A 25,663-nucleotide genomic window follows, 5' to 3' on the forward strand; every position below is an offset into this window, starting at 1 on the left:
TAGGACTTAAAGAAGGTTTTTAATAGTATTTAACAAAATTTCATTTGAAGAATTCGATTTAAGTAAAGCCTGGCTAACAAACTTTGAGAAATCTTCATTTAACTTGGTATCAGAAAATACAACCACCGGTGCATGATATTTTGAGATCAGAGGTAAAATTTCTGCTCCATTCCCATCGGGTAACAATAAATCTAAAATAACCAAACTATACTTGTCTTTTTCAAGCATTTGTTTTGCTTCCTGTAGGTTATTTGCTGTTGAGATATTTGCATGTTTTTCAAGAAGCGTTTCTACAATTTCTTGCGTATCCTTATTGTCTTCGATATGCAATATATGAGGTTTTTTTTGAAAATCACTTTTTTGTACTTTATTAATTGACTTAAGTAGTTTTTTAAAATCAATTGGCTTATCCAGCCAGTCTATAATTGAAACAACATCACCATTGGATAACTCTTTTCCTGTTTGAGCAATTACAGAAAGTACAATAATGGGCAAATTCATGGTTTTTTTATCCATACGTAATTCTCTAATGAATGAGATCCCATCCTGGTCAGGTAATATTAGATCCAATAAAAGTGCATGGTATTGCTGATGTTGTAATAACCGTCGCGCTTCAGCCGCGGAAGAAGCAATCTCAGCAATAAAACCGGCTGACTCTAAAAGTAACTTAATATAATCAGATTGATCCTCATCATCGTCACATATAAGTAGGCGCTTTTTGGTTTCCGGAATAATTATTTGATTTTTTTCTGCTGTCACGAGAAGGGATTTTTGTGCTAATGGCAATTCAAAATAAAATGTGGTGAGCTCATCAGGCTTACTCTCAAAATGTAACGTACCACCCAATTTTTCAATAATCATTTTGCTAATATTTAATCCTAAACCAGTTCCCCCTTTCCCCCGGGTAGTTGATGAATCTCCTTGAGAAAATTTTTGAAAAATACGTGACTGAAATTCAGGAGAAATTCCCTTCCCTTTATTTACAACCGATACGCGGACTACTGAGTTTAATTGTTTAATTTGTATCGTGACCGTCTCATGTTCATAAGAAAATTTACATGCATTAGAAACCAAATTTGCTAAAACTTGCATTAACCGGTCAGGATCAACCGTCACTAAATACTCATGTTCAGGTGGGAGTAATTTAATTTTAACTTTAAATTTATCCGCATACATTTTGTTAACATCTATAGACTCGTTTACTAGTTTATTTAAGTTTGTTACTTTTAACTCAAAATCCATCTTCCCTGCTTCAATTTTTTCAATATCCAAAATGTCATTGATTAATAAAAGTAAGCGTTCGCAATTATTGTTCGCGATCTCAAGCAATTTCATTACCTTTTCAGGAAATTTCCCTAAAACACCGCTGACCAATAACCCCAAAGAACCTCGTATTGAAGTAAGTGGGGTACGTAATTCATGACTCACTATAGAAACAAATTCATTCTTTAATTTCTCAGTTTGTTTTAAATCCGTTATATCATGGATGACGATAACCGCACCTAAGTTCTTTCCTTCAGAGTTAATGATCTTTTGTCCATCAATCACCACATTGCGAACTCCATTTTTTTTTATATGCATAAAGAGCTCAATGTCGCGCAAACGCTCACCATTTAAGGCCCGTTTAAGTGGAAAATCATCTGGGGCGAGGGGCGTATTTTGCATGGTGTGAAGACTAAAATAATCCAATATATTATCAATGTTCTTATCTGTCTTATCTGAATTAATGTATTTTTGAATTGTATGGTTTAATACGGTAATTCGCCCTTCTGCATTGCAGGCTATAATGCCATCCTCTAAATTATCAAGCATCGCATTAAGAAATTCTTTCTCATTATCTATTGCGGTGAGCATTTTCTTGTAATAACCCGATGCTGTGAGGGCAATAATAAAAATTAATCCGCTGATTCCAGCCACAAAATAGGCTAAATAATTTTGTTGAATTGCCACATTCTCGCCGGTCATAACGTGGGTTAGACTGGTTGTAAATACAGCGGCTGACATTCCTGTATAATGCATGCCGCATATGGCAAACCCCATTAATAAAGAACTAATAATTTTCAGATTAAATTGTCTTTTACTCGAACCATAGTTACTCTCCAACGCTAGCCAGAGCGCAGTTTCTGCCGCAGCAATCCCTATCCCAATAGAAAGAAAAAATAACCCGGGTAAATAATGAATATTTACATGCACTTTCATCCCTTCCATGCCCATATAGTGCATGGTGGATATCGCAAGACCCACGATTAAACCACCCAGAGCCAGATGAACAATCGAATAATCTTTTCTCTGTAAAATAAATAAGGCTAAAGCGGAAGCGAGTATGGCAATTATTAACGAAACAGCAGTCCAATTTATGTCATACTCCATGGGCATAGGCATAATAAAGGCGAGCATTCCCACAAAATGCATAGACCAAATTCCTGCTCCCATTGCAAAAGCACCACCTGCGAGCCAATAAATTCGGCGATACGTATTTTTTGTAGCGCGAAGCCTTCCCACAAAAGTTAAGGCAACATAGGATGCAAGAACCGCAATTACATAGGATAAGGTTACGAGTTTAAAATCATAATAACCAGTAATGACATTAGCTGGAATTGGTGTTGTTTGAAACCATTCAGATAATACGCTCATTATTACTTCCTGTAATAGTAAACATCCAGATTATATTGTTTTTAGCATCGGTTCAAAAAGCTATATTTAATTATAGACCTTTTGTTGGATTAAAAAGATTCTTTTTATATTTAGGGAGCAAGTAAGCAAAATGGAAGAAAAACGCAGAACAAATCACTAAGGAAGAATGTGAAACTATTGTATAAAACTTGGTTATCGATTTAGTGAACATAACGATTCAAAACCTGGGCTTTGTGGTGATGCCCAGGTTCCATTTTGGGAGATCTAGTTTTTAGGGTCATTAGACGTATTGTACATCAATAATTTCATAATCCACCATTCCGCCGGGTGTATTTACTGTTACTGCATCGTCCAATTCCTTACCAATTAGAGCACGACCGATTGGAGAACTATAAGAAATTTTATTTTGTTTAATATCCGCCTCATCTTCACCCACAATTTTGTAGGTGAGGGTAGCATCTGATGAGACATGACAGACAGTCACTGTAGCGCCAAAAACTACCTTACCATTATTGGGAAGCTTGCTGATATCAATAATTTGTGCATGAGATAATTTAGCTTCCAGCTCCTGAATACGGCCCTCATTAAAGCTTTGCTGTTCTCGAGCCGCATGATATTCGGCATTTTCTTTCAAATCACCGTGAGCTCGTGCTGTCGCTATCGCCTCAACTATACGAGGTCTATCAATAAATTTTAAACGATGTAATTCTTCTTTCAGTGCTTGGGCACCTTGTAATGTCATGGGGTGTTTACTCATATCTACCTCAAAATAATAATTCCCTGGTAATTCTACTTTTTCTCCAAAACAACAAGAAAAAGAGCTTTTCACATTAAGTTAAACCATTGTAAGATCGTAGCAGGGATGAGGACATCAGCCATAACGGGTTACTTGTAAAAAGCAACCCGATTACGCTGTGCTTTACCCCTACGATTTTTTAATGTAAATCCTGCAATCGGGTCACAGTTTCTCTATCTTCATATTTCATAGCCAAGCAAGCTGCCTCAGCTCCTGACAAAGTTGTAGTATAGCTAACCTTGTGTTGCAATGCATTGCGCCTGATTGCAAATGAATCGGCAATAGCTTGCTTACCCTCAGTTGTATTTACAATAAAATCAATTTCATTATTTTTTATAAAATCTAAAACGTGGGGACGCCCTTCGTTCACTTTAAATACTCTACGGCAATCGACACCTGCTGCTTGCAAGGCCAATGCAGTACCGCGCGTTGCAATTATTTCAAAACCCAATTCAATTAACCGTTTAGCAATTTCACCCACTCGTGTTTTATCTGCATCTCGAACAGAGACAAAAGCGCGACGTCGTTTAGCTATGTTGCAACCAGCACCCAATTGTGCTTTAGCATAAGCTTGTCCGAAACGTCTGGCAATACCCATCACTTCACCCGTAGATTTCATTTCTGGCCCCAGAATAGAATCTACTCCAGAGAATTTGATGAAAGGAAATACCGGAAGTTTAATGGAATAAAACGATGGCATATGGTGATTTTGGCTGCTTAATCCTTGTTCTTTCAAACTAACACCCAATTTACAAAGAGCAGCGATTTTAGCCAAAGGCAATCCTGTCGCTTTGGAAACAAAAGGAACTGTTCTTGAGGCCCTTGGATTGACTTCCAAGACATAAATGTCATCCGCTTGAATTGCAAATTGTGCATTAATCAAACCGACAACACCTAAATTTAAAGCCATTTGCCGCATTTGTTCCATTAGGTCTTGTTGCACCACAACACTTAAGCTAAATGGAGGTAACGTACAAGCAGAATCTCCTGAATGAATACCCGCTTGTTCTATATGCTCCATTACAGCACCAATCAATACTTCTTTACCATCACAAACCGCATCAATATCTACTTCAATTGCATCATTTAAAAATTTATCCAATAAAACGGGAGAGTCATTAGATACCGCAACTGCATGCGATAGATAATGTCGTAAATCATCTTCTTGATAGACAACTTCCATAGCTCGACCACCGAGAACATAGGAAGGTCTAACAACCAACGGATAACCAATTTTATTTGCTAAAGCTATGGCTTCTGCCTCACTCCGCACCGTGCCATTATCGGGTTGATGTAATTTTAATTCAGTGACTAATTTTTGAAACCGGTCTCTATCTTCCGCTCTATCAATGGCGTCCGGGGAGGTTCCAATAATTTTAACACCGTTAGCTTCTAAAGCGCGTGCTAATTTTAAAGGGGTTTGTCCACCGTAATGAACAATCACTCCGTCTGGTTTTTCTACATCGACAATTCCTAAAACATCTTCTAAGGTTACTGGTTCAAAATACAACCGATCCGAGGTATCAAAATCTGTAGAAACTGTTTCGGGATTGCAATTGACCATAATCGTCTGGCACCCGCTTTCTCTAAGCGCCATCGCTGCATGCACACAACAATAATCAAATTCTATTCCCTGACCAATACGGTTAGGACCTCCACCAAGAATCATGATCTTTTTCTTGTCTGTATCAGGCCGAGACTCACAACGAGTTTCATAACAGGAATACATATAGGCCGTATCACTTGGGAATTCACCAGCACATGAATCAATGCGCTTATAAACAGGAACAATGCCTAGCTCTTTGCGTCGTGTGCGAACCTGCTCTTCAGGGCAGGCCCATATTTGGGCTAGGTACGCATCGGCAAAACCCTTTCGCTTCAACAAGCGTAACGTAAAAGTATCGATATCTGCCAATGCCTTACCTGTTACAGAACGTTCTAAAGCAATCAGTTCCTCGACTTGCGCTAAAAACCAGGGATCAACCCGGCTTTCCTGATGAACTTCTTCAAGAGACATATTATTTCTAAATGCATCAGCGATATACCAAAGTCTATCAGGAGTTGGTTCTCGCAAATGTCCTCTTAAACGTGCTAAATCACCTTTTGGAAATAAAGAATGCAGACCACAGCGCCCTATTTCTAAACCACGAATTGCCTTTTGTAATGATTCCTGAAAATTGGATCCAATGGCCATAACCTCGCCCACAGATTTCATCTGCGTGGTCAATGTGGTTGAAGTTTGGGGAAATTTATCGAAATTAAAGCGAGGGACCTTAGTCACTACATAATCAATACTGGGTTCAAATGATGCAGGAGTCTTCCCACCGGTAATTTCATTTTTTAACTCATCGAGAGTATAACCTACAGCCAGTTTGGCTGCGACCTTCGCAATAGGAAATCCAGTTGCCTTAGATGCTAACGCAGAACTTCGAGAAACCCTGGGGTTCATTTCAACCACCAACATTCTTCCATCTTCAGGATTAACGGCAAATTGTACATTCGAACCGCCGGTATCCACTCCTACTGCTCTTAATACTTTAATAGCCGCATCCCGCATTCGCTGATATTCTTTGTCAGTGAGCGTTTGCGCCGGAGCTACTGTAATCGAATCTCCAGTATGGACACCCATAGGATCAAAATTTTCAATGGTGCAGACAATAATACAATTATCATTTTTGTCGCGGACTACTTCCATTTCGAACTCTTTCCACCCAAGCACTGACTCATCAATCAATAACTCATGGGTAGGTGACAACTCCAACCCTCGCGTACAAATTTCTTCAAATTCTTCACGATTATAGGCAATACCACCCCCACTACCCCCCATGGTAAATGATGGGCGAATAATTGCTGGATAACCGAGCTGCGCTTGTACCTGAATTGCTTCCTCCAGGCTATGAGCAATCGCTGAGCGAGGCATATCCAAACCAATTTTGATCATTAATTGACGGAATTTTTCTCTATCTTCAGCCCGATCAATCGCTTCTCGGGTTGCGCCAATCATTTCAACATTATATTTTGCTAAGATTCCTTCGCGTACTAAATCCAAAGCACAGTTTAGAGCTGTTTGCCCCCCCATTGTAGGTAACAGCGCATCTGGACGTTCAATTTCAATGATACGAGCGACCTCTTTCCAGGACACTGGTTCCACATAGGTGGCGTCTGCAAGTTCTGGATCGGTCATAATGGTGGCAGGATTGGAGTTCACCAAGATCACCCGATACCCTTCCTCCCGGAGGGCACGCACCGCTTGGGTACCTGAGTAGTCAAATTCACAAGCTTGTCCTATTACAATAGGGCCTGCTCCCAGGATGAGAATGGATTTAATATCGGTTCGTTTTGGCATATTAACAACAAAAAAGAATAAAATTGACGTATTTTACCTACTTTTGCTTAAAGTTTATACCCTTAATGCACAATTAACTGTACTGATTAGCTAAAATAGTCTGTAATCCTGCTTCAGTTAACGATAAATATTTATAATTAGGATCTGCAGTCGTTCGCTCCAGCCATTCATTAGCAATACATATATCCGTTAATTTTTGTAGATCTGCAACGGATACCGACTGTCCTAACTTTTGGGAAAGTATTGCCGCAGCATCCTCTTCCATGTTCAAAAAGACTTGATCTCGAGTGGCACTACGATTTTTCATCTCATCATAAAATAATTGTAAAATATCAAGTTCATTCATGATGATTGTCCTTAAATAGATCGCTGAATACTTACAGTATAAGCTTAAATTAATATTGTGATTATAATCCAGATAAAAAAGAAAATAATTCTTTGCAAAAGAGACTTGCTTATACTTGACCACTTTTAAAGGGTTTAAGTGCAGGACCAGGATCGGATGGAGGTATTTGAAGTCCGGAACTAAAAAATGATTGTGAAGAAGAACCCAGCCCCAATTCTATTTTTTGCGTATCCGATACTAAAGGCTGCAAAGCCTCAACTAAAACAGACATTTGTGCAGCCGCCTCATCTAGCTCTTGCGAAGTGCAATCTTCTAAGGTAAGAACATACCAGATATACCGGGTAGTCATGCCGTTATAAAAGTCTGGTTTTTTCAACAAATCTTTATTGAGAGGATGGCGCGGTTTCAGTTTTAACCACTGTAATAAACTTTCTTTATCTGTTACATAACTGTTCGCAGGGACATTATACCATTTGTCATCCTGGTCATTTTTATATTGTTTTACCAATAAAATGGGAGTTTCCACTTCATTATAAGCAATTATTTCATCCTTAATTTGAGTTTTATCATCTTGTTCTAAAGCAACACGTACCTCCTCTAGTTTCTTCGACAAATCGTTATATTGCATATACAACTTTTTTAAAGATTCTAACTGTTGTTTTTCTTGATGTGATAAAGGTTTTTTGGGCTGGGTCAAAACATTTATAAGTTTTTCAATTTGTTGTAACTGGGTTTTATCTAATAATTTGGAAAGTTTCTTAGGGTTTTTCTGTTCCAAATCCGGAACCTCTAGATCTTCATGTACTACGACAACGTCTTGTAATTCTCCTCTAATACGTTGAAACCCATCAAAATCGACCTCATCAATTGATTCTTCTTCATTGACCCAATCAATAAAAGCTCTTAGCTGTACAAATAAATCTGAACTCAAAGTTTGGGTACGATATGCATTTCCAAAACCCTCCATTTCATAAAGCAAACCACTTCTAAAACCCAGCCAAAACGATTCGAGCATTCCAAGTACCGTATCGTATATTAAATAAGTCGCAGTCATTGCAAAAACGATTGAAATAGTCGCTACTGTCATTGGCACTACAACCAACATAGTCAGCAGAAAATTCATTGTGGGCGACATACCCTCATTTTTAAACGTATAGGCAAAGGCTAGAGGAAGGTGTATTACAGCTCCCACCCCAATAAGCGTCGCAAAGATTGCAAACAACGTATTGTATGCAAATATGCGCAAAGGTAAGATGGTTATACCCAATAAGATAGCTAATAGGTGGTTAAGGATATACATAAAATGTATTAAAAATTAGTACGTTAAGTGATTGTATAAAAGAATCTCACGTAGGGCAATAAGAAATCTTTGAATCCCGCTTAACGCGTGTTAATCTTGCATGTTTACGTTTTAAAACAAGTCGATCCGAGATGGAAGCAGTTGATGTCATTATTATTGGTGCAGGCGCCGCAGGTTTAATGTGTGCGATTGAAGCAGGAAAACGTCATCGTAGAGTTCTAGTGTTAGATCATGCGAATAAAGTTGGAAAAAAAATTTTAATGTCAGGCGGGGGCCGGTGTAATTTTACTAACTATTATATTGAACCTGAAAAATACACCTCAAATAATCCCCATTTTTTAAAATCTGCCTTAACACGCTACACTCAATGGAACTTTATCGAACTCGTTAAAAAACATAAAATTCCTTTCCATGAAAAAACCTTAGGTCAATTATTTTGTGATAATAAATCGAAAGATATTGTTGATATGCTGCTTAAAGAATGTGCTGCTGTAGGTGCAGCTATTCAACTTAATACCCGCATAGAACAGATTGAAAAATCATACCAATTTAAACTACAAACCACCAAGGGCATATTGAGCTGTGAGTCTTTGATCATTGCCAGTGGTGGTTTATCCATCCCTACAATGGGAGCAAGTCCATTTGCCTATAAAGTTGCAGAACAATTTGGGATAAAAGTATGGCCCACTCGTGCCGGGCTGGTTCCTCTTACTTTGGATGTATTGGAAAAAGAACGAGCCGCTCTGCTTTCTGGGATTGGTATTGATAGTTTAGTTAGTAATGCCCGCATAGAATTTCGTGAAAATACCTTATTCACCCATCGCGGTTTGAGTGGCCCTGCCATTTTGCAATTGTCTTCCTACTGGCATCCTGGAGAATGCATTTGTATTAATTTATTACCTGAAATCAATGTATTGGAGTACTTAAAAAAAGTACGTCTAGAAAAACCACAAAAACAATTAAACTCAATCTTGTCCACTCATTTGCCCAAACGAGTTATTGAATTATTTATTTCTCCAGAACTTGCTGATAAGAAACTTGCAGATTTATCAAATCGTGATTTCGAATCTATAGCAAAACAACTCAACTCCTGGATTGTAAAACCAAATGGGACTGAAGGATATCGTACTGCTGAAGTAACTCTTGGCGGTGTAGATTGCCATGCCATTTCTTCTAAAACAATGGAAGCTCAAGATACCCCTGGCCTTTATTTCATTGGCGAAGCCTTAGACGTTACTGGTTGGTTAGGAGGATATAATTTTCAATGGGCTTGGTCATCGGGATGGGCCGCTGGACAAGTGGTATAATCCTTGATGCAGCAAAGCGGAATCCAAGCTACAAAAATCTCGCATCGTCACAGGCTCTTTACTTCAAAAAGAAATAAGCAATTAGTGTCAAAATTATGGATAAAACAAGGTAAGCTAATTTACCAAGATGCATCTCACTTAAAAGATTTTTTGCTTTTTCCCAATAGTCAATCAAATCGATGATTAATGAACCACAAAACCATAAATATATGGGTCTCTGCCAAAATGGTTTATCCATAAAACCACCTAAAACAAATAATTGTGATTTGCATAAACTGCAATAATATACTGCTTGATCCGTAGTAACTAATCTTTTTTCCCAACAAACAGTGGGTTCCATGCGCTGTCGACAAAACTTGCACTGAATTTTCATATTTTTAGGATTTCACATGGGGTGTACAATATTTTACCACAATAAGAATATGAGTAGAAGCTCAAGGGGCATCAACGCCTGTTTAGGTCATTTACCTAACTCTTCGCATCAAATATAGACCCAATAACGCAAAAATAAAGGTAGGTCCTAAGGCAGCTAATTCAGATGGCAATTGAAAAACTGTGCTTAGAGGACCAAAAAAACGGCTTACAATATGAAAGCTAAAACCGACCGCAGCCCCCACTAACAATTTTGATCCCATCGTGCTTGAGCGCAGTGGCCCAAAGATAAAGGGAATAGAGAGAATCATCATTACCATGGTCGTAAAGGGTTGAATAATTCGTTGTAAAAAAGCGAATTGATAGTTATGCACATTTTGATGATTTCGCTTTTGCTCACGTATATAACGATTTAGTTCTTTCAGAGTCATCTCATCGGGATCGCTACTGCTAATCATCAAGATTTTGGGCTTTACAGAGATCTCCCAAGGAAGAGAAGGAATCGTTCGAGCTGTGATTTTATCCGCACCAAAATCGGATTGTTGCACATTATAGGCCACCCAACCTGTTGGGGTATATTTCGCTTCGCGAATAAAACGCGACATTCTTAAATGATGATGGGCATCAAAATGGAACTGATAAATGTTGTTTAGGGTATTATTAGAGCGTATCAAACCCACAGAAATAAAATCATTGCCATGACGCAACCAAAAGCCTTTTGAGGTTCTTAATGTTTGACCTCCACTCACTGCCGCAGATTTATAGTCATTGCCATAATGGGCTAAGTAAGGTACTACGGTTTCGCCAAGTGCAGTAACTATCACAATAAGTAATAAAGATGCTTTTAAAACGGCCCAAGTTATTTGTCCTATAGACATACCTGAGGCGCGCATCACTACTAATTCGCTATTATTGGCTAAAATACCCAGGCCAATTAAAGAGCCTAAAAGGCTTGCCATAGGGAAAAATAAATACACTTGATAGGGCATTTGTAACAAGATAAAAAACGTTGCTTGTACGATACCGTAATCAACTCGGCCCAAGTCACTAATTTCGCCTACGAATAAAATAAAAATCTCTAAACCTACTAACATCAGCGTGACTAAAGCAATGGAGCCAAGAACAGTTTTCGCAATATAGCGATCTAGTATTTTCATACTCATGCCAGCTTCACCCGATCACGCCAGATTAGGAATAGTCCAAAGAGACCTATAATAAGATGCACCCACCATAAACCCATCCACTGAGGTGTTTTTCCGGAAATCATTGCATCACGTCCGATAAACAAAAAATTAGCATAGAGAATGTAAACAATGATTGCGGGTAGTAACTTGGCGTATTTACCAGAACGTGGATTTATTCGGCTCAAAGGAACTGCAATCAAAGTTAAAGTAAAGACCATGACGGGTACAGATATACGCCATTGTAACTCAGCTGCTTTAGCAGGACTTTCATTATTATAAGGTAATAGACTTGCGGTACTCATTGTACGGAGATCTTCAGATGCCTTCATTACAGGATGGGGTAATCGCGCTTTATATTCACCAAATTCCGCAACTTGATAATCAGCATGGCCTGGAATTCCCTGATATTCTTTACCATTTTGCAGAATGATATAGTCCTCACCTGTTTTTGCATCCGTTTCGGCAAAGGCTTGGTCTGCCCATAATACATCCCATCGTATTTGTTTATCGATAACACTCCGTTTTGCCAGAAATACCTGTTCCGCTTTAGCATGATCCCGGCTCATAGACTGGACGTAAAATACTTCCCGGCCTCCATTAATCGCATGAAAGCGTCCGGGCATGATAGTTTGTACCAAGGTTTGAATCCCTGTGGTGCGTAACAGCTTAGAACGTTCAATATAAATCAAAGGACTCACCCAAATCATTACTATTGCCACAATAATTGCCACTACTGTAGCCATGATAAAACTATGTTTTAGTAATTGATTGGGTCCATATCCACAGGCACGTAATACAGTCATCTCACTTTCCGCGTATAAACGCCCGTAAGCGAGTAACATGGCAATATAAAAACCCAATGGTATCAACAAGCTGAGTAAAGTAGGCAATTCAAGTACCATTAACTTCATAATAATGACACCAGGAATATTTCCGGAGGCTGCCCGATTTAGATATTGTATGAATTGGTTGCTCAGAAAAATTAATACCAGTATGGAGGTTAGCGCGATCAAAGTGAGAAACACTTCTTTAGCTAAATAACGAAAAATGATCACTCAATCAATGCCCCCATTTTAGTAGTCTTATTCATAGAATCATTCTCATCTTGAACATTGTATCCTCTTGTGGAGAACTAAAAAAGCACTTTTCTACCCCCACCCAGAAACAATCTATTATTTGACTAGTTTTGTTAAAGTTTAATCAACTGTTAGTGGGTGTATTAAGACATAAGGATTAATTGAAAATCATCTACTGTGAAATAATGAGAGTTGAAAGTATCCAAATAGATGAGTGAGAATGGATTTATAAGAAACAGCATCAAGATTAATTGCATGGATGGAAGATTTAAGGATAAGATGATTAGGAAACTTAAAAGCAGCACCAACTGAATGTTAGCGCTGCTTTTAAAAGATATAACTAATGTTTAACTTCAGATGCTTTTTTAGCTTCTTGAACGAAACCTAACATAGCCTTTTCAACAATTTGAAAAGATTTTTGCATATAATCTAAAGCTTTGTGGCCATTTTCAACAGCTACATTAATTTGCTTTTCCAATAGTTCTTCAGGTTTTTTAATACCCGCGATCTCTTCAGGTTTGAGATAATTCATACCTTGTAAGGTTTTTACATTTAATTCAGCCATGGCTTGAAAAGGCTCTTGAAGTTTTTTTGCTATTTCAGTCCATCTTTCAAAATTTTGTTGAGTCATGATATTCTCCTCTATGTTGCATTGCACAATTTAATATTAGTCCATAGAGTCCACATATGTCAATGGGTTAGACAAATATTTTTTGCAATGCAGCATAAAAATGAATGCGTGGGTTTCCCTTTCTATTTAAAGAACACTTTCCCGCTCAACCTTTAAATAAATTTTGCCATTGTTGCATCATGGTTTGCATTTGTTGATTCCATGTTTCAGTAGCCTGGCGGTAGGGATTATTTTGTAAAGGTTTCTCCATCGCTTGGAACATTTGCTCCATCATCTGTTTTAAAGAAGCATGCATTGGATGATTTGCGAGAGCAATAATTTGCCGTAATATCTCTGAAGATAAAAATTGGGTTGAACCTGCCTCCATCTCAACAATAATTTGTAATAAAATAGAGTTGGTGATGTCATTTCCGGTTAAGGAATCTTCCACTTTAAATTGCTTTCCCTCTACAACATAGCGCTGTAACTCTTCTAGGGTTATATACTGACTTGTTTCAGTATCATAAAGCCGACGATTTTTGTATTTTTTTATTAATCGAGTCATAGTTTTCTCTTTATGTTAGGTGAGGGTAAAAATATCACCCTATTCTTCATCGCCATTTAAGTTTAAGGTTCTGCCTAAGGGTTCCTGCGGATAGACCGTTGGATACAAACAACAATAATTCCTTAACTGAATAGAGATGAATCTATTGCCTCTCCTGAAACAGGAAGAAGTCTTTATAATAAGGAAGATAGCATTTTAATACATGTGGAGACCACCGTTGACGCTCAGATTAGCTCCGGTAATATATCGACTCTTTTCACTAATTAGAAATTCTACAGCCCAAGCAATTTCTTGAGTTTGTGCTAAACGTTTAGCAGGAATTTGCGCAATGATTCCTTCTAAAATATCTGGACGAATACCTTTCATTAATCGAGTATCTACATAACCGGGAGAAAGACTGTTCACAGTGATGTTTTTACTCATTAGCTCTTGCGCCAAACTCTTAGTAAAACCATAAACTCCTGCTTTGGATGCGGCATAGTTTACTTGTGAAAATTGTCCTTTTTGAGCATTCACCGAAGAAACATTCACGATCCGACCGGACTCATGCTCTTTCATGTTTTCTACTACATGGCGAGTTACATTAAACATACCATCGAGGTTCACAGTTAATACTTCATCCCATTGCTGCTTAGTCATTTTTGTAAATACAGCATCCCGAGTAATTCCTGCATTATTAATTAACGCATCAATATTACCGTACTCTTCAATAATGGAAGAAATAACCTTTCCGCATTGCTCATAATCGGTTACGTCCATATGACGAAAATAGATATTCTTATGACCTTCATCTACTCGTTCTTTTTTCCATGCTTTTCCTTCATCCTCAGAAATTAAATCAAGTGCAAAAATATGTTTGTAAGAGGAGTTCAATTCTTTCGCGATTGCAGTGCCGATATCGCCAGTACCACCAGTAATCAATACAATATTATTATGTTGCATATGGTTCTCTATGAGTTAGAAAGTTGTGAGAATTAATGAAAAAATGACTTTACTGCCCAAGAGTCACCCTCCTGGGCTAAACTTTACATATACTGTCCGCCATTAATATCTAAGTTCGCACCAGTAATAAATCCACTTTCCGAAGATGCTAAAAAAGCCACCGCATCAGCGATCTCTTTTGGATACCCTAAACGGCCAACAGGAATATTTGAGATAATTGATTTGAGTACTTCTTCTTTCACAGAAGCAAGCATAGGAGTTTCGATATAACCAGGAGAAACCGTATTCACAGTGATGCCTTTATTTGCTACTTCCAAGGCAAGACTTTTAGTAAACCCATAGAGCGCAGACTTGGTCGAAGCATAATTACATTGGCCAAATTGACCTTTTCGTCCATTAATTGAAGAAATGCTAATAATCCGACCATAACCTTTATCGAGCATTACAGGGATTGTATTGCGAGTCATATTAAATACGCTGGTTAGATTGGCATCAATCACACATTGCCATTGCTCGGGAGTCATTTTTCGTAAACTACAATCTTGAGTAACCCCGGCATTATTAACTAGAACGTCAACTCGGCCATAACGCTCCATGACTAAAGCCAATATTTTTTCACAATCTGCAAATTGTGCGATATCACCGTAAACGATATCTATATCATAACCGAGCTTTTTTTGTTCCTCTTGCCATTGCTTCGCTTCTTCATGCTTTCCATGTTTGAAATAACACGCTACAACCTGAAAATCGGCAGCTAAACGTTGACAAATGGCTGTCCCTATACCACCCGTACCACCAGTAACTATTGCTACACCTTTCATCATAACCACTCCCTGTTATTACGAGATTAAAATACTACTATAGACAATCAAAATGAAAAAACAAATAAAATTACCATTTCTCACCCTGTCCTTTCACTTTCATGAAAAGACATAGGGAGAAATATAGAAAAATTATCTATACACAGGAACATATCCTTTGATCTGTTGTGCAAATTGTCTCAATACATCAAGACCTGATTCTTCAGCTTGACGACACCATTGCTGTAGTGCCTCAATAAGTTCTTTTTGGGTAGAGGCCGTCTTCAACCAAATACCTTGTAATGATTGCTTGTAAGCATAAACAATACGCAATTGTTCACGAGCTTCTAACAAACGAGACAAACGGATTTTTGCTTTATTACTTAAAAGACAATTTTCACGTCGTAATAAACTTCCAGCACGCGCAAAAAGTTTCTTTTCTTCCTTGCTCTCTAGGTTATTATATTTTTCTTGTTTCAGTATGGGTCTAATCACACTTTTATAATAATTAGACATCACTTGAAACCGGTTCGAGATCACGGCTTTAACCGTATCTAAATCGACTTGCAGTTTACCTTTTTCCATAGCCAGTTTTGGTGGTAATTTTTTAACTTTGGCAAGGCCTAAAAAGGAAAGAATACGAATGTACATCCAGCCAATATCAAATTCCCACCATTTAACCGAGAACTTTGCAGAAGAAGCAAAAGTATGATGATTATTATGTAATTCTTCTCCGCCTATCCAAAAACCCCAGGGGAAAATATTTCTTGCAGCATCGGGACATTCAAAATTTCTATATCCCCAATGGTGACCAATTCCATTAATGACCCCAGCGGCATGAACAGGTATCCACATCATTTGAATTGCCCAGACCGTAATGCCAGGCACACCAAATAAGAAGAGATCGATGAGTAACATGAGCAAAATTCCCTTGGCAGAATGAGGAGAATAAACTTTTCGCTCAAGCCAATCTGTGGGAGTACCATGAGAGTACTTAGCTACCATTTCTTTATCTTTACGAGCTGTTTTATAAAGTTCAGCTCCTTGCCAAAATACTTTTTTGATGCCAAAAACTACAGGGCTATGAGGATCCCCCTCAACATCTGATGAGGCGTGATGTTTACGATGAATAGCAACCCAATCTGCGGTAACCATTCCAGTTGTTAACCACAGCCATAAACGGAAAAAATGACTGACAATAGGATGCAATGTCATCGCCCGATGCGTTTGATTTCGATGAAGATATAGCGTTACTGCTGCGATAGTAATTTGCGTCATAACCAACGTTGCAATCACATATCCCCAAAAAGACAGGTTTAAATAACCAAAAACCATAATAGCTCCACTTTAAATGCAAAATGCAAAATGCAAATTAAGAAAAAACTCATCCTTTAGTTTGGGTACCCAGATAAGAATTCCAGAAAATCCTTATATCATATTAAGGATAACACAATTTTACTCTTTACGTTGCAACATTTCATTATGTAGCCGATAATTAATAGATAATTATATAGGAATTATGTTATGAACGATAAATTTTCCTTAGGAAAAATTTTTGAGAATATAGTGCCCTTCTTAATAGCAGGGGTTGCTATTGCACTATTCTTTGGACTGCTGTTTATGTTTTCCTATGTTTTGATTTGGGGTCTTCTTATTGGGGGCATTCTCTGGATAATCGCAACCATAAAACAATATCTATTTCCAAACAACCCGGCTAAAACAGAAATAACTACTAAAAGTCAGGGCCGAATCATTGACCATGACGATCAAAAATAATGCCTGAGTTACCTGAGGTTGAAACTACAAAAGAAGGAATAAAATCCCATCTCGAAGGACAAACAATCAAAGGGGTTACGGTGCGTAATTCTAAACTTCGCATCCCTGTTCCTCCTAATTTGGATCAATTGTGTGCTGGCAAAAAAATAGTCGGAGTTTCTCGTAGGGCAAAATATATTCTGATCCAGCTCTCAAAAGGATATCTATCAATCCATCTCGGAATGTCAGGTCATTTACGCATAGTCGATGCTAAAAGTGAACCAGAAAAGCACGATCACATCCTGTTAACGTTGACCAATGGCTGTATGCTTCGCTTCTGTGATCCTAGGCGTTTTGGTTTGTTTCTTTATATTGATGAAAATCCGTACCAACATCCACTATTTGCTCATTTAGGCCCTGAACCTCTTTCTGATGAATTTAATGGGCATTACTTAGTCCAAAGGGCAAAAAATAAAAATAAACCCATCAAATCATTGATTATGGATAATGAAATTGTAGTAGGTGTCGGAAATATTTATGCTACTGAAAGTCTATTTTTAGCTAATATTCATCCAGCTACTCCAGCGAAAATGCTCTCTGAATTAAGATGTCAGGTACTTACAAAACAGATTAAAGAAGTACTCAAACAGGCAATATTATGCGGTGGAACTACGCTGCGTGACTTTTATGCTTTTGATGGCAAACCAGGTTACTTCAGTATGTCCCTCAAAGTGTATGGTCGAAAAAATCAACCTTGCTTGCTTTGTCAACACCCTATCAAATCCCTCATGATTGCTGGCCGTAATTCTTTTTTTTGCCCCAATTGCCAAAATTAATTTCAGCAGTTACGCAGCAACAAAGACAACAATGCATCTAAAATACGTCTTTACCCTGCTCATCATATAACTCAATTGCTCAATACTTGATTTTAAATTAACATACAATTGCTTAATTTTATTAAGGTTTTGTATGTTGCGTTTAAAATTAGCAAGACATATCGTCCGAAAATATCAAGAAAACGGGAGAATTCACCTTCCTGACTTCGTTATCTACGATTTCGATGAAGATGAATACCAGACGTTTTGGCGAGAAATTACACTGTATCCGCGGCAAAGATTATACACCGATGGAATCGATATTTTTCGTGTTAGTTGGTTTCGTACAATTTTTGAATCATTTAAAGGTTGGTTAGGCTTTGAAAATCATTGCCATCCTAATCGAATAGAAATGACTTTAGCCAAAATCGCCTATACTGGCTATATCAAAGGCTTTAAAGCTGAGGAGTTGAATAAAAGCAGCGATGGATTCCCAATCTCTAAACGTTTCATAAAATTAACCCACTCACCCAGAACCAATCACACCTCTAAAGAACTGCAACGATTATTAATGAGTCATTTCCTCACTCACTCCCATAGTTTTCCAGAATTCAATGCATCCATTCGTGTAGGGTACCCTTTTGGACAAACCTTAATACAAGAATATTTGGCTTATTTAGTTCCCTCCATCGATCCTCAAGACTACCAAATAATAAAAGATGCAATCAGCCAAATTCATTACTACGGACAATCCGTCAACAAAGCAAATTGTTTTCAATCCAGTCTCTTTGCTGAAGCATATGCCCAACATTTGGCTGCCCAACAACAATACCACGAAGCATTAGCATGGTCTCCCGAAGTCAAACATAAGTTTAAAAAACCTTTTATCGATTATTATTTAACTCAGGAACAATTTGATCCCCAAGCCTTAAAACTTGCAGTTGAGCTTATCGCTGCATTATTTTTATCACCCAATATGAGCGATCAGGAACAAGCTGTTGATTACATCAAAGCTAATTTTGACAACGAAGAACAAGCAGTTTATTTGATACCCTATCCCCAATTACGCATCCAAGTCGCTAAATCTTATATAAACGATGCTAAAAGGGAAAGAAGTAAATGGGGGATAACCAAACTACTTATTGGTAATCAAACTCTTGAGTGTTTAGCCCAAGCCGTCCGACTTGAACCCCAGATTCTTGATCAAGAGGATTCAATGCAGGATATCACAATAAAAGAAGAATGGATTTTACATCAATTTGACTCTGCCATTGAAAACAATCGGTTTCAAGACGCAGATACTTTGTATACAAGTCATCCTAATTTCAAATTTAATAAACACGGGCTTGAGCGCTTACGAGAACATTATTGCACTCAATTTAATGCCAATGAATCTCGAGTAAAAGAACTATTGCTCAGTCAAAAAACTGAAGCAGCACAAATTGCTGCAGAGCAAATCATCCTTGCGTCAAAGATAATACGTATCAAACCTCATGATTTTCTTGTCATGGAGGCAAGCATGACTTATGCATCGACTATTTTGATAATTGATGAACTCATACACTCGGCTAAAGACTCCGATCGAGCTCAATTGAATAAAGCACAACATCTACTTAGTGAATACTTATTCCTTAATAGCAATAGTGCGTTAACCCAACTTTATAATAAATTATTACTTCGTAAGATTGATTGTTTGATTGCACGACTTGCGGTCCCCATTGATTATAACGATCATTTAAGCACTCGAACCCTATTCCTTAAAGAACACACCGACGAAGTAGAAGAATTGAAAAAGGAGCTTCGAGCTTTCATTGCTTTTAATGAGTCCAAGTCAAAAGAGATGCGCCAAACTCTGGCAAAAATGTATTATTTACTAGCTGATGTCCTTGTTTATTTTGAGGAAAAGAAACAAGAGGCGATTCCTTACTTTAAGAAAGCGAAGGAATTTATGCCTGAAAATCTCTATTATAACCTCCGTTACCTTGAGATCATTGAAGACGAACGAAAGCATGAAGCAAGAGAAAAAATAGGAGCTATTGGCCATTTACATGAAATGCATTACCGTAATTACATGCTGGAACGTTGGGGTGAGGACAAAATCATGTCCTCTGGTTTTGACATACATATGGTTCCCCCAAACGAATCCTTTTTCAACTCTTTAGGGAGGGCAATAGGATTTTTCTAAAGTAGATTGCGACCAGGGATACTTATGCCGAGATTATATTCTTACCAAAAACTCTCTGGGCAATTGTATCAACTTGCGCTATATTACCGCGAATTTACTTAACCCTAACGCTAATGAAAATAAATCAATTCCGAACGGCTTGGATTCTTTGTAAGATCATATTTTACACAGCAGTAACCAGTACACGCTGTCTTTCTAAATATTTTTTTAGCACTCTCAACCGAAAGTGGACGGATAAAGCATTACACCATTGGATTGATCAACTGCTGAATGCAGTACAAGTAGAGTATAAAGTGATTAACCCTTTTAATACTCATCCCCAAGCAGGAAAGGCGACCATTATTATGTGCAATCATTCCAGTGCTTATGATATTCCTCTCGCATTTAAAGCTTTTCCAAATAACTCCATTCGCATGCTATCCAAAAAAGAACTCGCAAAAATTCCTTTAATGGGACAAGCCATGAAAGCGGCAGAGTTTCCCTTTATTGATCGAAAAAATAGATATCAAGCCATAAAGGACCTAGCATTTGCTAAGCAATTAATGGAAAGTGGAATTGTTATGTGGATAGCTCCGGAAGGAACTCGCTCCAAAGATGGAACACTCGGTTCATTTAAAAAGGGAGGATTTATCACCGCAATTCAGTCCAAGGCAACCATTATTCCTATAGGGATACGGGGTGCTAATAATATTTTACCCGCACGTACGTTTAATTTTCATCTAAAACAAAAAGCAGAAATCCATATAGGCAAGGCAATTGATGCATCACAATTTACACTTGAGAACAAAGAAAAACTAATTCATCAGACTTTTGAAGTCATCAAAGAACTGGTGGGAGAAAATACGTCTCCTTAATTGCCACACAAACTAGAACCTTACTCCATATCCACTCGGTGTATTGACTATGGATGCTGCCAATCCTATTGCCCTCGGATCCGATGCCGCAGTCAAGATATTGGTTTGTTTATCCCAAGTAATTGCTTGCATATCACCATAATTTCGGCCTAACTGCATCAGATTATACCCCATAGCTTTTAAAGCTTGTTGAATTGATGGAGGCAAAGCATCGGGTTCAATCTGTACCACATCGGGCAAATACTGATGATGAAAACGCATTGCTGATACCATACTAATTGCCCCGTACGTGTCATAAAATACCAATGATGCGATTAACACCATGGTAGGAATACGACTACCGCCCGGTGTTCCTAAAATTGCCACACGATCGGGTAATTCAAGAAAAGTGGGCGTCATACTGGATAAGGGCCTTTTTCCAGGTGCGATCGCATTTTGATCTGCTCCAACAATACCAAAAACATTTTCTTGGCCCACTTTGCTTGAGAAATCATCCATCTCGTCATTCAATAAAACCCCCGTGCCCTCAGCGACAACACTGGAACCAAAAATAAAATTTATGGACAGAGTCGCTGCAACACGATTGCCTTCAGTATCAATAATGGAGAAATGAGTTGTGTGCGTAAGACTTTTTTGTTCTCCTTGATGATTTTTGGTTTGTTCTTGCAAAATAGAACTAGGTATTGCCTTATTAGGTGGAATTAATGTACTCAACTGCTTGGCGTTTTCTGCAGAAAGTAACTTTTCGACAGGAATAGTGACAAAGTCAGGATCCCCAAGAAACCGTTCACGCTGCCAATAGGCAAGACGCATAGACTCTACTAGGTAATGAACCCATTGAACTTTTGAAAATGATGCGAGGGAATAGTGAGACAATATATTCAACATAGTCAATAGTGCTACTCCTCCTGCTGAAGGTGGGGGGGCAGTAACAATGAGCATATTATGATAGGCTCCTATCAAAGGCTCTCTGACCTTAATACGATATTTAGACAAATCCTCGAGCGTCCAAATACCTCCCGCAGCATTCACCCCCCTCACCAATCGATCTGCGACTTCTCCAGCATAAAATCCTTGCTCTCCTTTTTCTGCAATGAGTTTTAAGGTATTCGCCAAATCGGTTTGAATTAACCGTTCTCCAATGCGATAGGGACGCCCCTTATTCAAGAAAATCTTAGCAGTGGATGGATATTTTTTGATTTGTGTTAATCGATCTTCATTGCTTAAAAACGAACTTAATTGTTTATCAACCAAAAAACCTTCTTGTGCTATTCTAATGGCCGGCGCCAATGATTTTGCTAAGGGTAATCGCCCATAATTTTTTGCAATATAGATCAATGCAGCTGGTTCTCCTGGAATTGCGGCTGCTAAACCTCCATTTAAGGATAATCCCGGGATTACACTACCATCCGGTGCTAAATACATGTCTTTTTTCGCAGCCAGTGGTGCAGTTTCTCGTCCATCAATAAAGATGTTTTTATGCTGATCTTCTTGATGTAGAAGCCAAAATCCCCCTCCCCCAAGACCAGAATGGTAGGGTTCAACGACGGCTAATACCGCAGAAACGGCAACAGCTGCATCAAAAGCATTTCCACCACTGGCTAAAATCTCAAGTCCTGCATTAGTTGCCAATGGATTTGCACTGGCGATTGCATATCCTGGTGGAAGAATATTATTTGGTTTGGCAAAAGTATTTGAAAAAAAAATCAATAAATTAATGCTAATTGTAATTAGGGAAAGTATTTTAAATACTAGCTGACGTTCCATGCTCATCCTGTCTCTTTTGGAGTTCCCTTACGACACAAGAAGGAACGAACTGAGAGATATCTCCGTTTAAAATCGCAATTTCGCGAACCAGAGTAGAAGAAATATACATAAAATTTTCTGAGGGTGTTAAAAAGATTGTTTCTATTTGCTTGGATAATTTTCGATTCATGCCGGCCAATTGGAACTCATATTCAAAATCAGAAACTGCCCGTAAACCGCGTAAAATAATTCCAGCCTTCTGTTCTAATACAAAATCAATTAAAAGATTATCAAATCCAACTACATGAACTCCGGGTAAATCTGCAACCGCTTCTTCTACGAGTTGTATCCTCGTTTCCAATGGTAAAAAAGGCCGTTTTGCTTTATTGCTTGCCACAGCAACAATCGTGTCAGGGAAAATCTTAGTAGCTCTACGAATAATATCCACATGCCCATTGGTAACTGGATCAAACGTACCAGGATAAATTGCTTTTAATTTCATATTAATTAAGACTGATTGCATATGCGATAAGTCTAGCGTATTGTTAATTGAAAAACTACAAAAATGGACTTGAGGTGAAAAATGAACAATATGAAACTATTTATAATAATACCCTTCTTCTTGCTAACTGCCTGTGCTCCTCCCCGACCTGCTGCAGAATTGCCTGAAAACAAAACGATGCCGGTAGAACAACGTAAAGCTAAAACAGAAACGGTCTCCTCCTGGGAAATTCGTGGTGCTATGGCTGCAAAGAGTAAAAGCAAAGGTTGGTCCGCTACTATGAATTGGAAACAAAGCGGCCCTAGTGCTTACCAAATTCGTCTCATGGGTCCTTTAGGCGGGGGAACGGTTCTTATTGATAAAAAAGGTGATACCGTCACATTCCAAGATGGACCTAAAAAAATAACGTCACACAATGCCGATGAACTATTAGTTGAACAAACTGGAATTAGGCTTCCGGTAAATAATCTTTATTATTGGGTAAGAGGGCTTCCAGCTCCAGGCCCAGTCCAGGCGGAGCATCGTGATGACTACAATCACCTGGTCGAATTAAAACAAAATGGCTATACGATTAATTTCACCAAATACACTTCGGTTAAAGGAGTTGATCTGCCAAGCATGATTCGCCTTGAAGGCAACGGAGTAATGATCAAAGTAGTGATTCAGAACTGGACCGTATAAATCCAGTCTGCATGTTTGAATTTTGCCGAGCGAAGTTTAGGGATTTTCTTCCTAAATTTCGCTTTACTTGTTCAAGTACATATGACAATCTAGCAGCAATGTCAACTCTTACTCTCACTTAAAAATAGAAAAAATTATTGCTTTCAAAGTTGACATGTTCCCAAAACCACTGCAAAATACGCAACACATTTGCAGGGATGAGCGCAATTTTATAACGGATGATTGTAAGAATCTGCAAATTTTAGGGGTGTCGCCAAGCGGTAAGGCACAGGGTTTTGATCCCTGCATACCTAGGTTCGAATCCTAGCACCCCTGCCACATTCTTGTTGATTCAAGTAAACAGACAGCAGAAGATAACCTGGAAGGATGCGTCTTGTAATGCTCAAATAATAATAATATCTTTTTGGCTGTCTTCTGCTATGTGTTTAAGTTAAGTGATTAACCTAAATCTAAGGCTTTTTACACATGTCCACAATGATGATTTTTGCCGGAAATGCAAATCCGGAATTAGCTCAACAAATTTCTTCTCATTTGAAAATACCTATTGGCAAAGCGACTGTCGGTACGTTTAGCGATGGGGAAACCATGATCGAGATTCTAGAAAATGTCCGAGGAAGAGACGTTTTTATAATCCAATCAACCTGTGCTCCAGCAAATAATAATCTGATGGAACTCCTTACAATGGCTGATGCGCTAAGAAGATCTTCTGCGTCCCGTATCACGGCAGTAGTTCCTTATTTCGGTTACGCACGTCAAGATCGCAGGGTTCGCTCTGCACGCGTGCCGATTACAGCTAAAGTTGTTGCTGATATGATGGCATCAGTAGGTATCTGTAGAGTTCTTACTGTAGATCTCCACGCGGATCAAATACAGGGCTTTTTCTATATGCCAGTCGACAACGTTTATGCGACTCCGATACTTCTCGAAGATATACAAGACCAGAATCTAGAAAATATGATGGTTGTCTCTCCTGATGTTGGGGGTGTTGTTAGAGCCCGTGCGGTTGCAAAACGCCTTGACCATGCGGACTTATGTATCATCGATAAACGTCGTAGTGGTCCTAATAAATCCGAGGTAATGCACATCATTGGCGAGCCAAAAAATAAAAACTGCATTATTGTTGATGACATTGTAGATACCGCAGGAACTCTTTGCTCCGCAGCACATGAACTTAAGAAAAATGGCGCCCATAGCGTAAGAGCCTATATTACTCACCCTGTTTTATCTGGCCCTGCAGTCAATAATATTAAAAATTCCGTACTTGATGAAATTGTAGTAACGGATACTATTCCTTTGTCTGACGAAGCACGTCAATGTAAAAAAATTCGGGTTGTAAGTTTATCTGATATGCTGGCTCAGGCAATTAAACGAGTCAACATAGAAGAGTCCGTAAGTTCCATGTTCGCTGAATAAACATAAAATATTCCTAAGGACTATACCGGTCTAACCTGTTTGCTTGCAAACAGGTTCTCTCAACTCCGCATCAATCTTAGCTGCAGATTGTGGTTCCTTTTGGCATTTCTTCACCGATTGCCCGCGAAATTCATTTTTTAGGATAGAAATTATTGATCCCGCGGACAAGCCGCGGAAATAGGAGGATTGATTATCTTTTAGAACCCTGCTGCAAGGAGGGCTGGATTCGATTCAGAGCTCTTAGAAGACTGATGAACGTTTGAACCTGAGAAGGTTTTTTTGAGCAACGTAGCCCTACATCAGCACCCAAGCTCCGAACTGCTTTTCATTCAAGATACGCCAGAATAACGCTCAGTCTAAGGGCTTAACACTTACGAAATTCAACTGCTAGCATTTACGACTCTTCGCAACGTCCAGATGGAACATACTTGCAC

23 protein-coding genes and 1 tRNA gene are annotated in these 25,663 nt (G+C 38.5%); 8 read left to right on the plus strand and 16 right to left on the minus strand.

Annotated elements, in window-relative coordinates:
- Positions 1 to 6 precede the first annotated feature (6 nt).
- The 5 genes from ACWTE2_RS12610 to ACWTE2_RS12630 all read right to left on the minus strand — a co-directional run bounded on the left by ACWTE2_RS12610 (position 7) and on the right by ACWTE2_RS12630 (position 8,344).
- A complete protein-coding gene (locus ACWTE2_RS12610) occupies positions 7 to 2,634 on the minus strand; it encodes an MHYT domain-containing protein (protein ID WP_454785615.1) in 2,628 nt (875 codons plus the stop codon).
- Between the two features lie 280 nt (positions 2,635 to 2,914).
- On the minus strand, positions 2,915 to 3,391 hold the full coding sequence (gene greA / locus ACWTE2_RS12615; RefSeq protein ID WP_182392464.1) for a transcription elongation factor GreA: 477 nt from the start codon (positions 3,389 to 3,391) through the stop codon (positions 2,915 to 2,917).
- Between the two features lie 178 nt (positions 3,392 to 3,569).
- Positions 3,570 to 6,776: a carbamoyl-phosphate synthase large subunit gene (carB, locus tag ACWTE2_RS12620; protein WP_454785616.1), complete on the minus strand. Its 3,207-nt coding sequence runs from the start codon at positions 6,774 to 6,776 to the stop codon at positions 3,570 to 3,572.
- Positions 6,777 to 6,849: 73 nt separating this feature from the next.
- Entirely contained in the window at positions 6,850 to 7,122 is a 273-nt protein-coding gene (locus ACWTE2_RS12625; RefSeq protein WP_454785617.1) for a hypothetical protein, read from the minus strand.
- Positions 7,123 to 7,231: 109 nt separating this feature from the next.
- Entirely contained in the window at positions 7,232 to 8,344 is a 1,113-nt protein-coding gene (locus ACWTE2_RS12630; protein WP_454785618.1) for a coiled coil protein, read from the minus strand.
- Positions 8,345 to 8,553: 209 nt separating this feature from the next.
- Here ACWTE2_RS12630 and ACWTE2_RS12635 point away from each other — a divergent pair, with 209 nt between their 5' ends.
- Complete coding sequence (locus tag ACWTE2_RS12635; protein ID WP_454785619.1) at positions 8,554 to 9,729, plus strand: BaiN/RdsA family NAD(P)/FAD-dependent oxidoreductase; 1,176 nt, start codon at positions 8,554 to 8,556, stop codon at positions 9,727 to 9,729.
- A gap of 58 nt (positions 9,730 to 9,787) precedes the next feature.
- Here ACWTE2_RS12635 and ACWTE2_RS12640 read toward each other — a convergent pair whose 3' ends face one another.
- The 8 genes from ACWTE2_RS12640 to ACWTE2_RS12675 form a co-directional block, all read right to left on the minus strand.
- A complete protein-coding gene (locus ACWTE2_RS12640; protein ID WP_454785620.1) occupies positions 9,788 to 10,069 on the minus strand; it encodes a hypothetical protein in 282 nt (93 codons plus the stop codon).
- 124 nt (positions 10,070 to 10,193) lie between these two features.
- Positions 10,194 to 11,264, minus strand: coding sequence for an LPS export ABC transporter permease LptG (gene lptG / locus ACWTE2_RS12645; RefSeq protein ID WP_454785621.1), 1,071 nt, complete (start codon positions 11,262 to 11,264; stop codon positions 10,194 to 10,196).
- On the minus strand, positions 11,261 to 12,340 hold the full coding sequence (gene lptF / locus ACWTE2_RS12650) for an LPS export ABC transporter permease LptF (RefSeq protein ID WP_454785622.1): 1,080 nt from the start codon (positions 12,338 to 12,340) through the stop codon (positions 11,261 to 11,263). Before lptF ends, lptG begins: the two co-directional genes overlap by 4 nt.
- A gap of 361 nt (positions 12,341 to 12,701) precedes the next feature.
- Positions 12,702 to 12,992, minus strand: coding sequence for a phasin family protein (locus ACWTE2_RS12655; protein ID WP_454785623.1), 291 nt, complete (start codon positions 12,990 to 12,992; stop codon positions 12,702 to 12,704).
- Between the two features lie 145 nt (positions 12,993 to 13,137).
- Positions 13,138 to 13,536, minus strand: a complete 399-nt coding sequence (locus ACWTE2_RS12660) for a polyhydroxyalkanoate synthesis regulator DNA-binding domain-containing protein (RefSeq protein WP_454785624.1) — start codon at positions 13,534 to 13,536, stop codon at positions 13,138 to 13,140.
- Positions 13,537 to 13,731: 195 nt separating this feature from the next.
- Positions 13,732 to 14,478 carry an acetoacetyl-CoA reductase gene (gene phbB, locus ACWTE2_RS12665; protein WP_182392454.1) on the minus strand — a complete coding sequence of 249 codons (747 nt, stop codon included), beginning with the start codon at positions 14,476 to 14,478 and terminating at the stop codon, positions 13,732 to 13,734.
- Positions 14,479 to 14,561: 83 nt separating this feature from the next.
- Positions 14,562 to 15,302, minus strand: coding sequence for an acetoacetyl-CoA reductase (phbB, locus tag ACWTE2_RS12670; RefSeq protein WP_454785625.1), 741 nt, complete (start codon positions 15,300 to 15,302; stop codon positions 14,562 to 14,564).
- Between the two features lie 129 nt (positions 15,303 to 15,431).
- On the minus strand, positions 15,432 to 16,613 hold the full coding sequence (locus tag ACWTE2_RS12675; RefSeq protein ID WP_454785626.1) for a DesA family fatty acid desaturase: 1,182 nt from the start codon (positions 16,611 to 16,613) through the stop codon (positions 15,432 to 15,434).
- A gap of 189 nt (positions 16,614 to 16,802) precedes the next feature.
- On the opposite strand from ACWTE2_RS12675, the gene ACWTE2_RS12680 reads away from it, so the two are divergent.
- From ACWTE2_RS12680 to ACWTE2_RS12695, 4 genes are all read left to right on the plus strand, one after another.
- Positions 16,803 to 17,054, plus strand: coding sequence for a hypothetical protein (locus ACWTE2_RS12680; RefSeq protein ID WP_454785627.1), 252 nt, complete (start codon positions 16,803 to 16,805; stop codon positions 17,052 to 17,054).
- On the plus strand, positions 17,054 to 17,869 hold the full coding sequence (gene mutM, locus ACWTE2_RS12685; RefSeq protein WP_454785628.1) for a bifunctional DNA-formamidopyrimidine glycosylase/DNA-(apurinic or apyrimidinic site) lyase: 816 nt from the start codon (positions 17,054 to 17,056) through the stop codon (positions 17,867 to 17,869). The genes ACWTE2_RS12680 and mutM overlap by 1 nt, the downstream gene beginning before the upstream one ends.
- Positions 17,870 to 18,002: 133 nt before the next feature.
- A complete protein-coding gene (locus ACWTE2_RS12690) occupies positions 18,003 to 20,033 on the plus strand; it encodes a hypothetical protein (protein ID WP_454785629.1) in 2,031 nt (676 codons plus the stop codon).
- Positions 20,034 to 20,146: 113 nt separating this feature from the next.
- Positions 20,147 to 20,887 (plus strand): lysophospholipid acyltransferase family protein, encoded by a 741-nt coding sequence (locus ACWTE2_RS12695; protein ID WP_182392448.1) that lies wholly within the window; start codon positions 20,147 to 20,149, stop codon positions 20,885 to 20,887.
- A gap of 12 nt (positions 20,888 to 20,899) precedes the next feature.
- Here the strand turns inward: ACWTE2_RS12695 and ggt are convergent, their stop codons facing one another.
- Genes ggt through ACWTE2_RS12710 form a run of 3 tightly spaced genes read right to left on the minus strand, consistent with a single transcriptional unit; the run spans position 20,900 to position 23,308 of the window.
- Positions 20,900 to 22,654 carry a gamma-glutamyltransferase gene (gene ggt, locus ACWTE2_RS12700; protein ID WP_454785630.1) on the minus strand — a complete coding sequence of 585 codons (1,755 nt, stop codon included), beginning with the start codon at positions 22,652 to 22,654 and terminating at the stop codon, positions 20,900 to 20,902.
- The gene (gene coaD / locus ACWTE2_RS12705; RefSeq protein ID WP_182392446.1) at positions 22,632 to 23,156 is read right to left on the minus strand and encodes a pantetheine-phosphate adenylyltransferase; all 525 of its coding nucleotides are present in this window, start codon (positions 23,154 to 23,156) and stop codon (positions 22,632 to 22,634) included. Before coaD ends, ggt begins: the two co-directional genes overlap by 23 nt.
- Positions 23,157 to 23,167: 11 nt before the next feature.
- A complete protein-coding gene (locus tag ACWTE2_RS12710) occupies positions 23,168 to 23,308 on the minus strand; it encodes a hypothetical protein (protein ID WP_454785631.1) in 141 nt (46 codons plus the stop codon).
- On the opposite strand from ACWTE2_RS12710, the gene lolB reads away from it, so the two are divergent.
- The 3 genes from lolB to ACWTE2_RS12725 all read left to right on the plus strand — a co-directional run bounded on the left by lolB (position 23,244) and on the right by ACWTE2_RS12725 (position 25,229).
- Positions 23,244 to 23,816, plus strand: a complete 573-nt coding sequence (gene lolB, locus ACWTE2_RS12715) for a lipoprotein insertase outer membrane protein LolB (protein WP_454785696.1) — start codon at positions 23,244 to 23,246, stop codon at positions 23,814 to 23,816. The two genes, ACWTE2_RS12710 and lolB, sit on opposite strands and share 65 nt — an antisense overlap.
- 243 nt (positions 23,817 to 24,059) lie before the next feature.
- Positions 24,060 to 24,134: transfer RNA gene (locus ACWTE2_RS12720), tRNA-Gln, on the plus strand.
- Between the two features lie 147 nt (positions 24,135 to 24,281).
- Positions 24,282 to 25,229 (plus strand): ribose-phosphate pyrophosphokinase, encoded by a 948-nt coding sequence (locus ACWTE2_RS12725; RefSeq protein WP_454785632.1) that lies wholly within the window; start codon positions 24,282 to 24,284, stop codon positions 25,227 to 25,229.
- Positions 25,230 to 25,663: the final 434 nt, after the last annotated feature.

This window comes from Legionella nigrisilvae, from assembly GCF_977063395.2.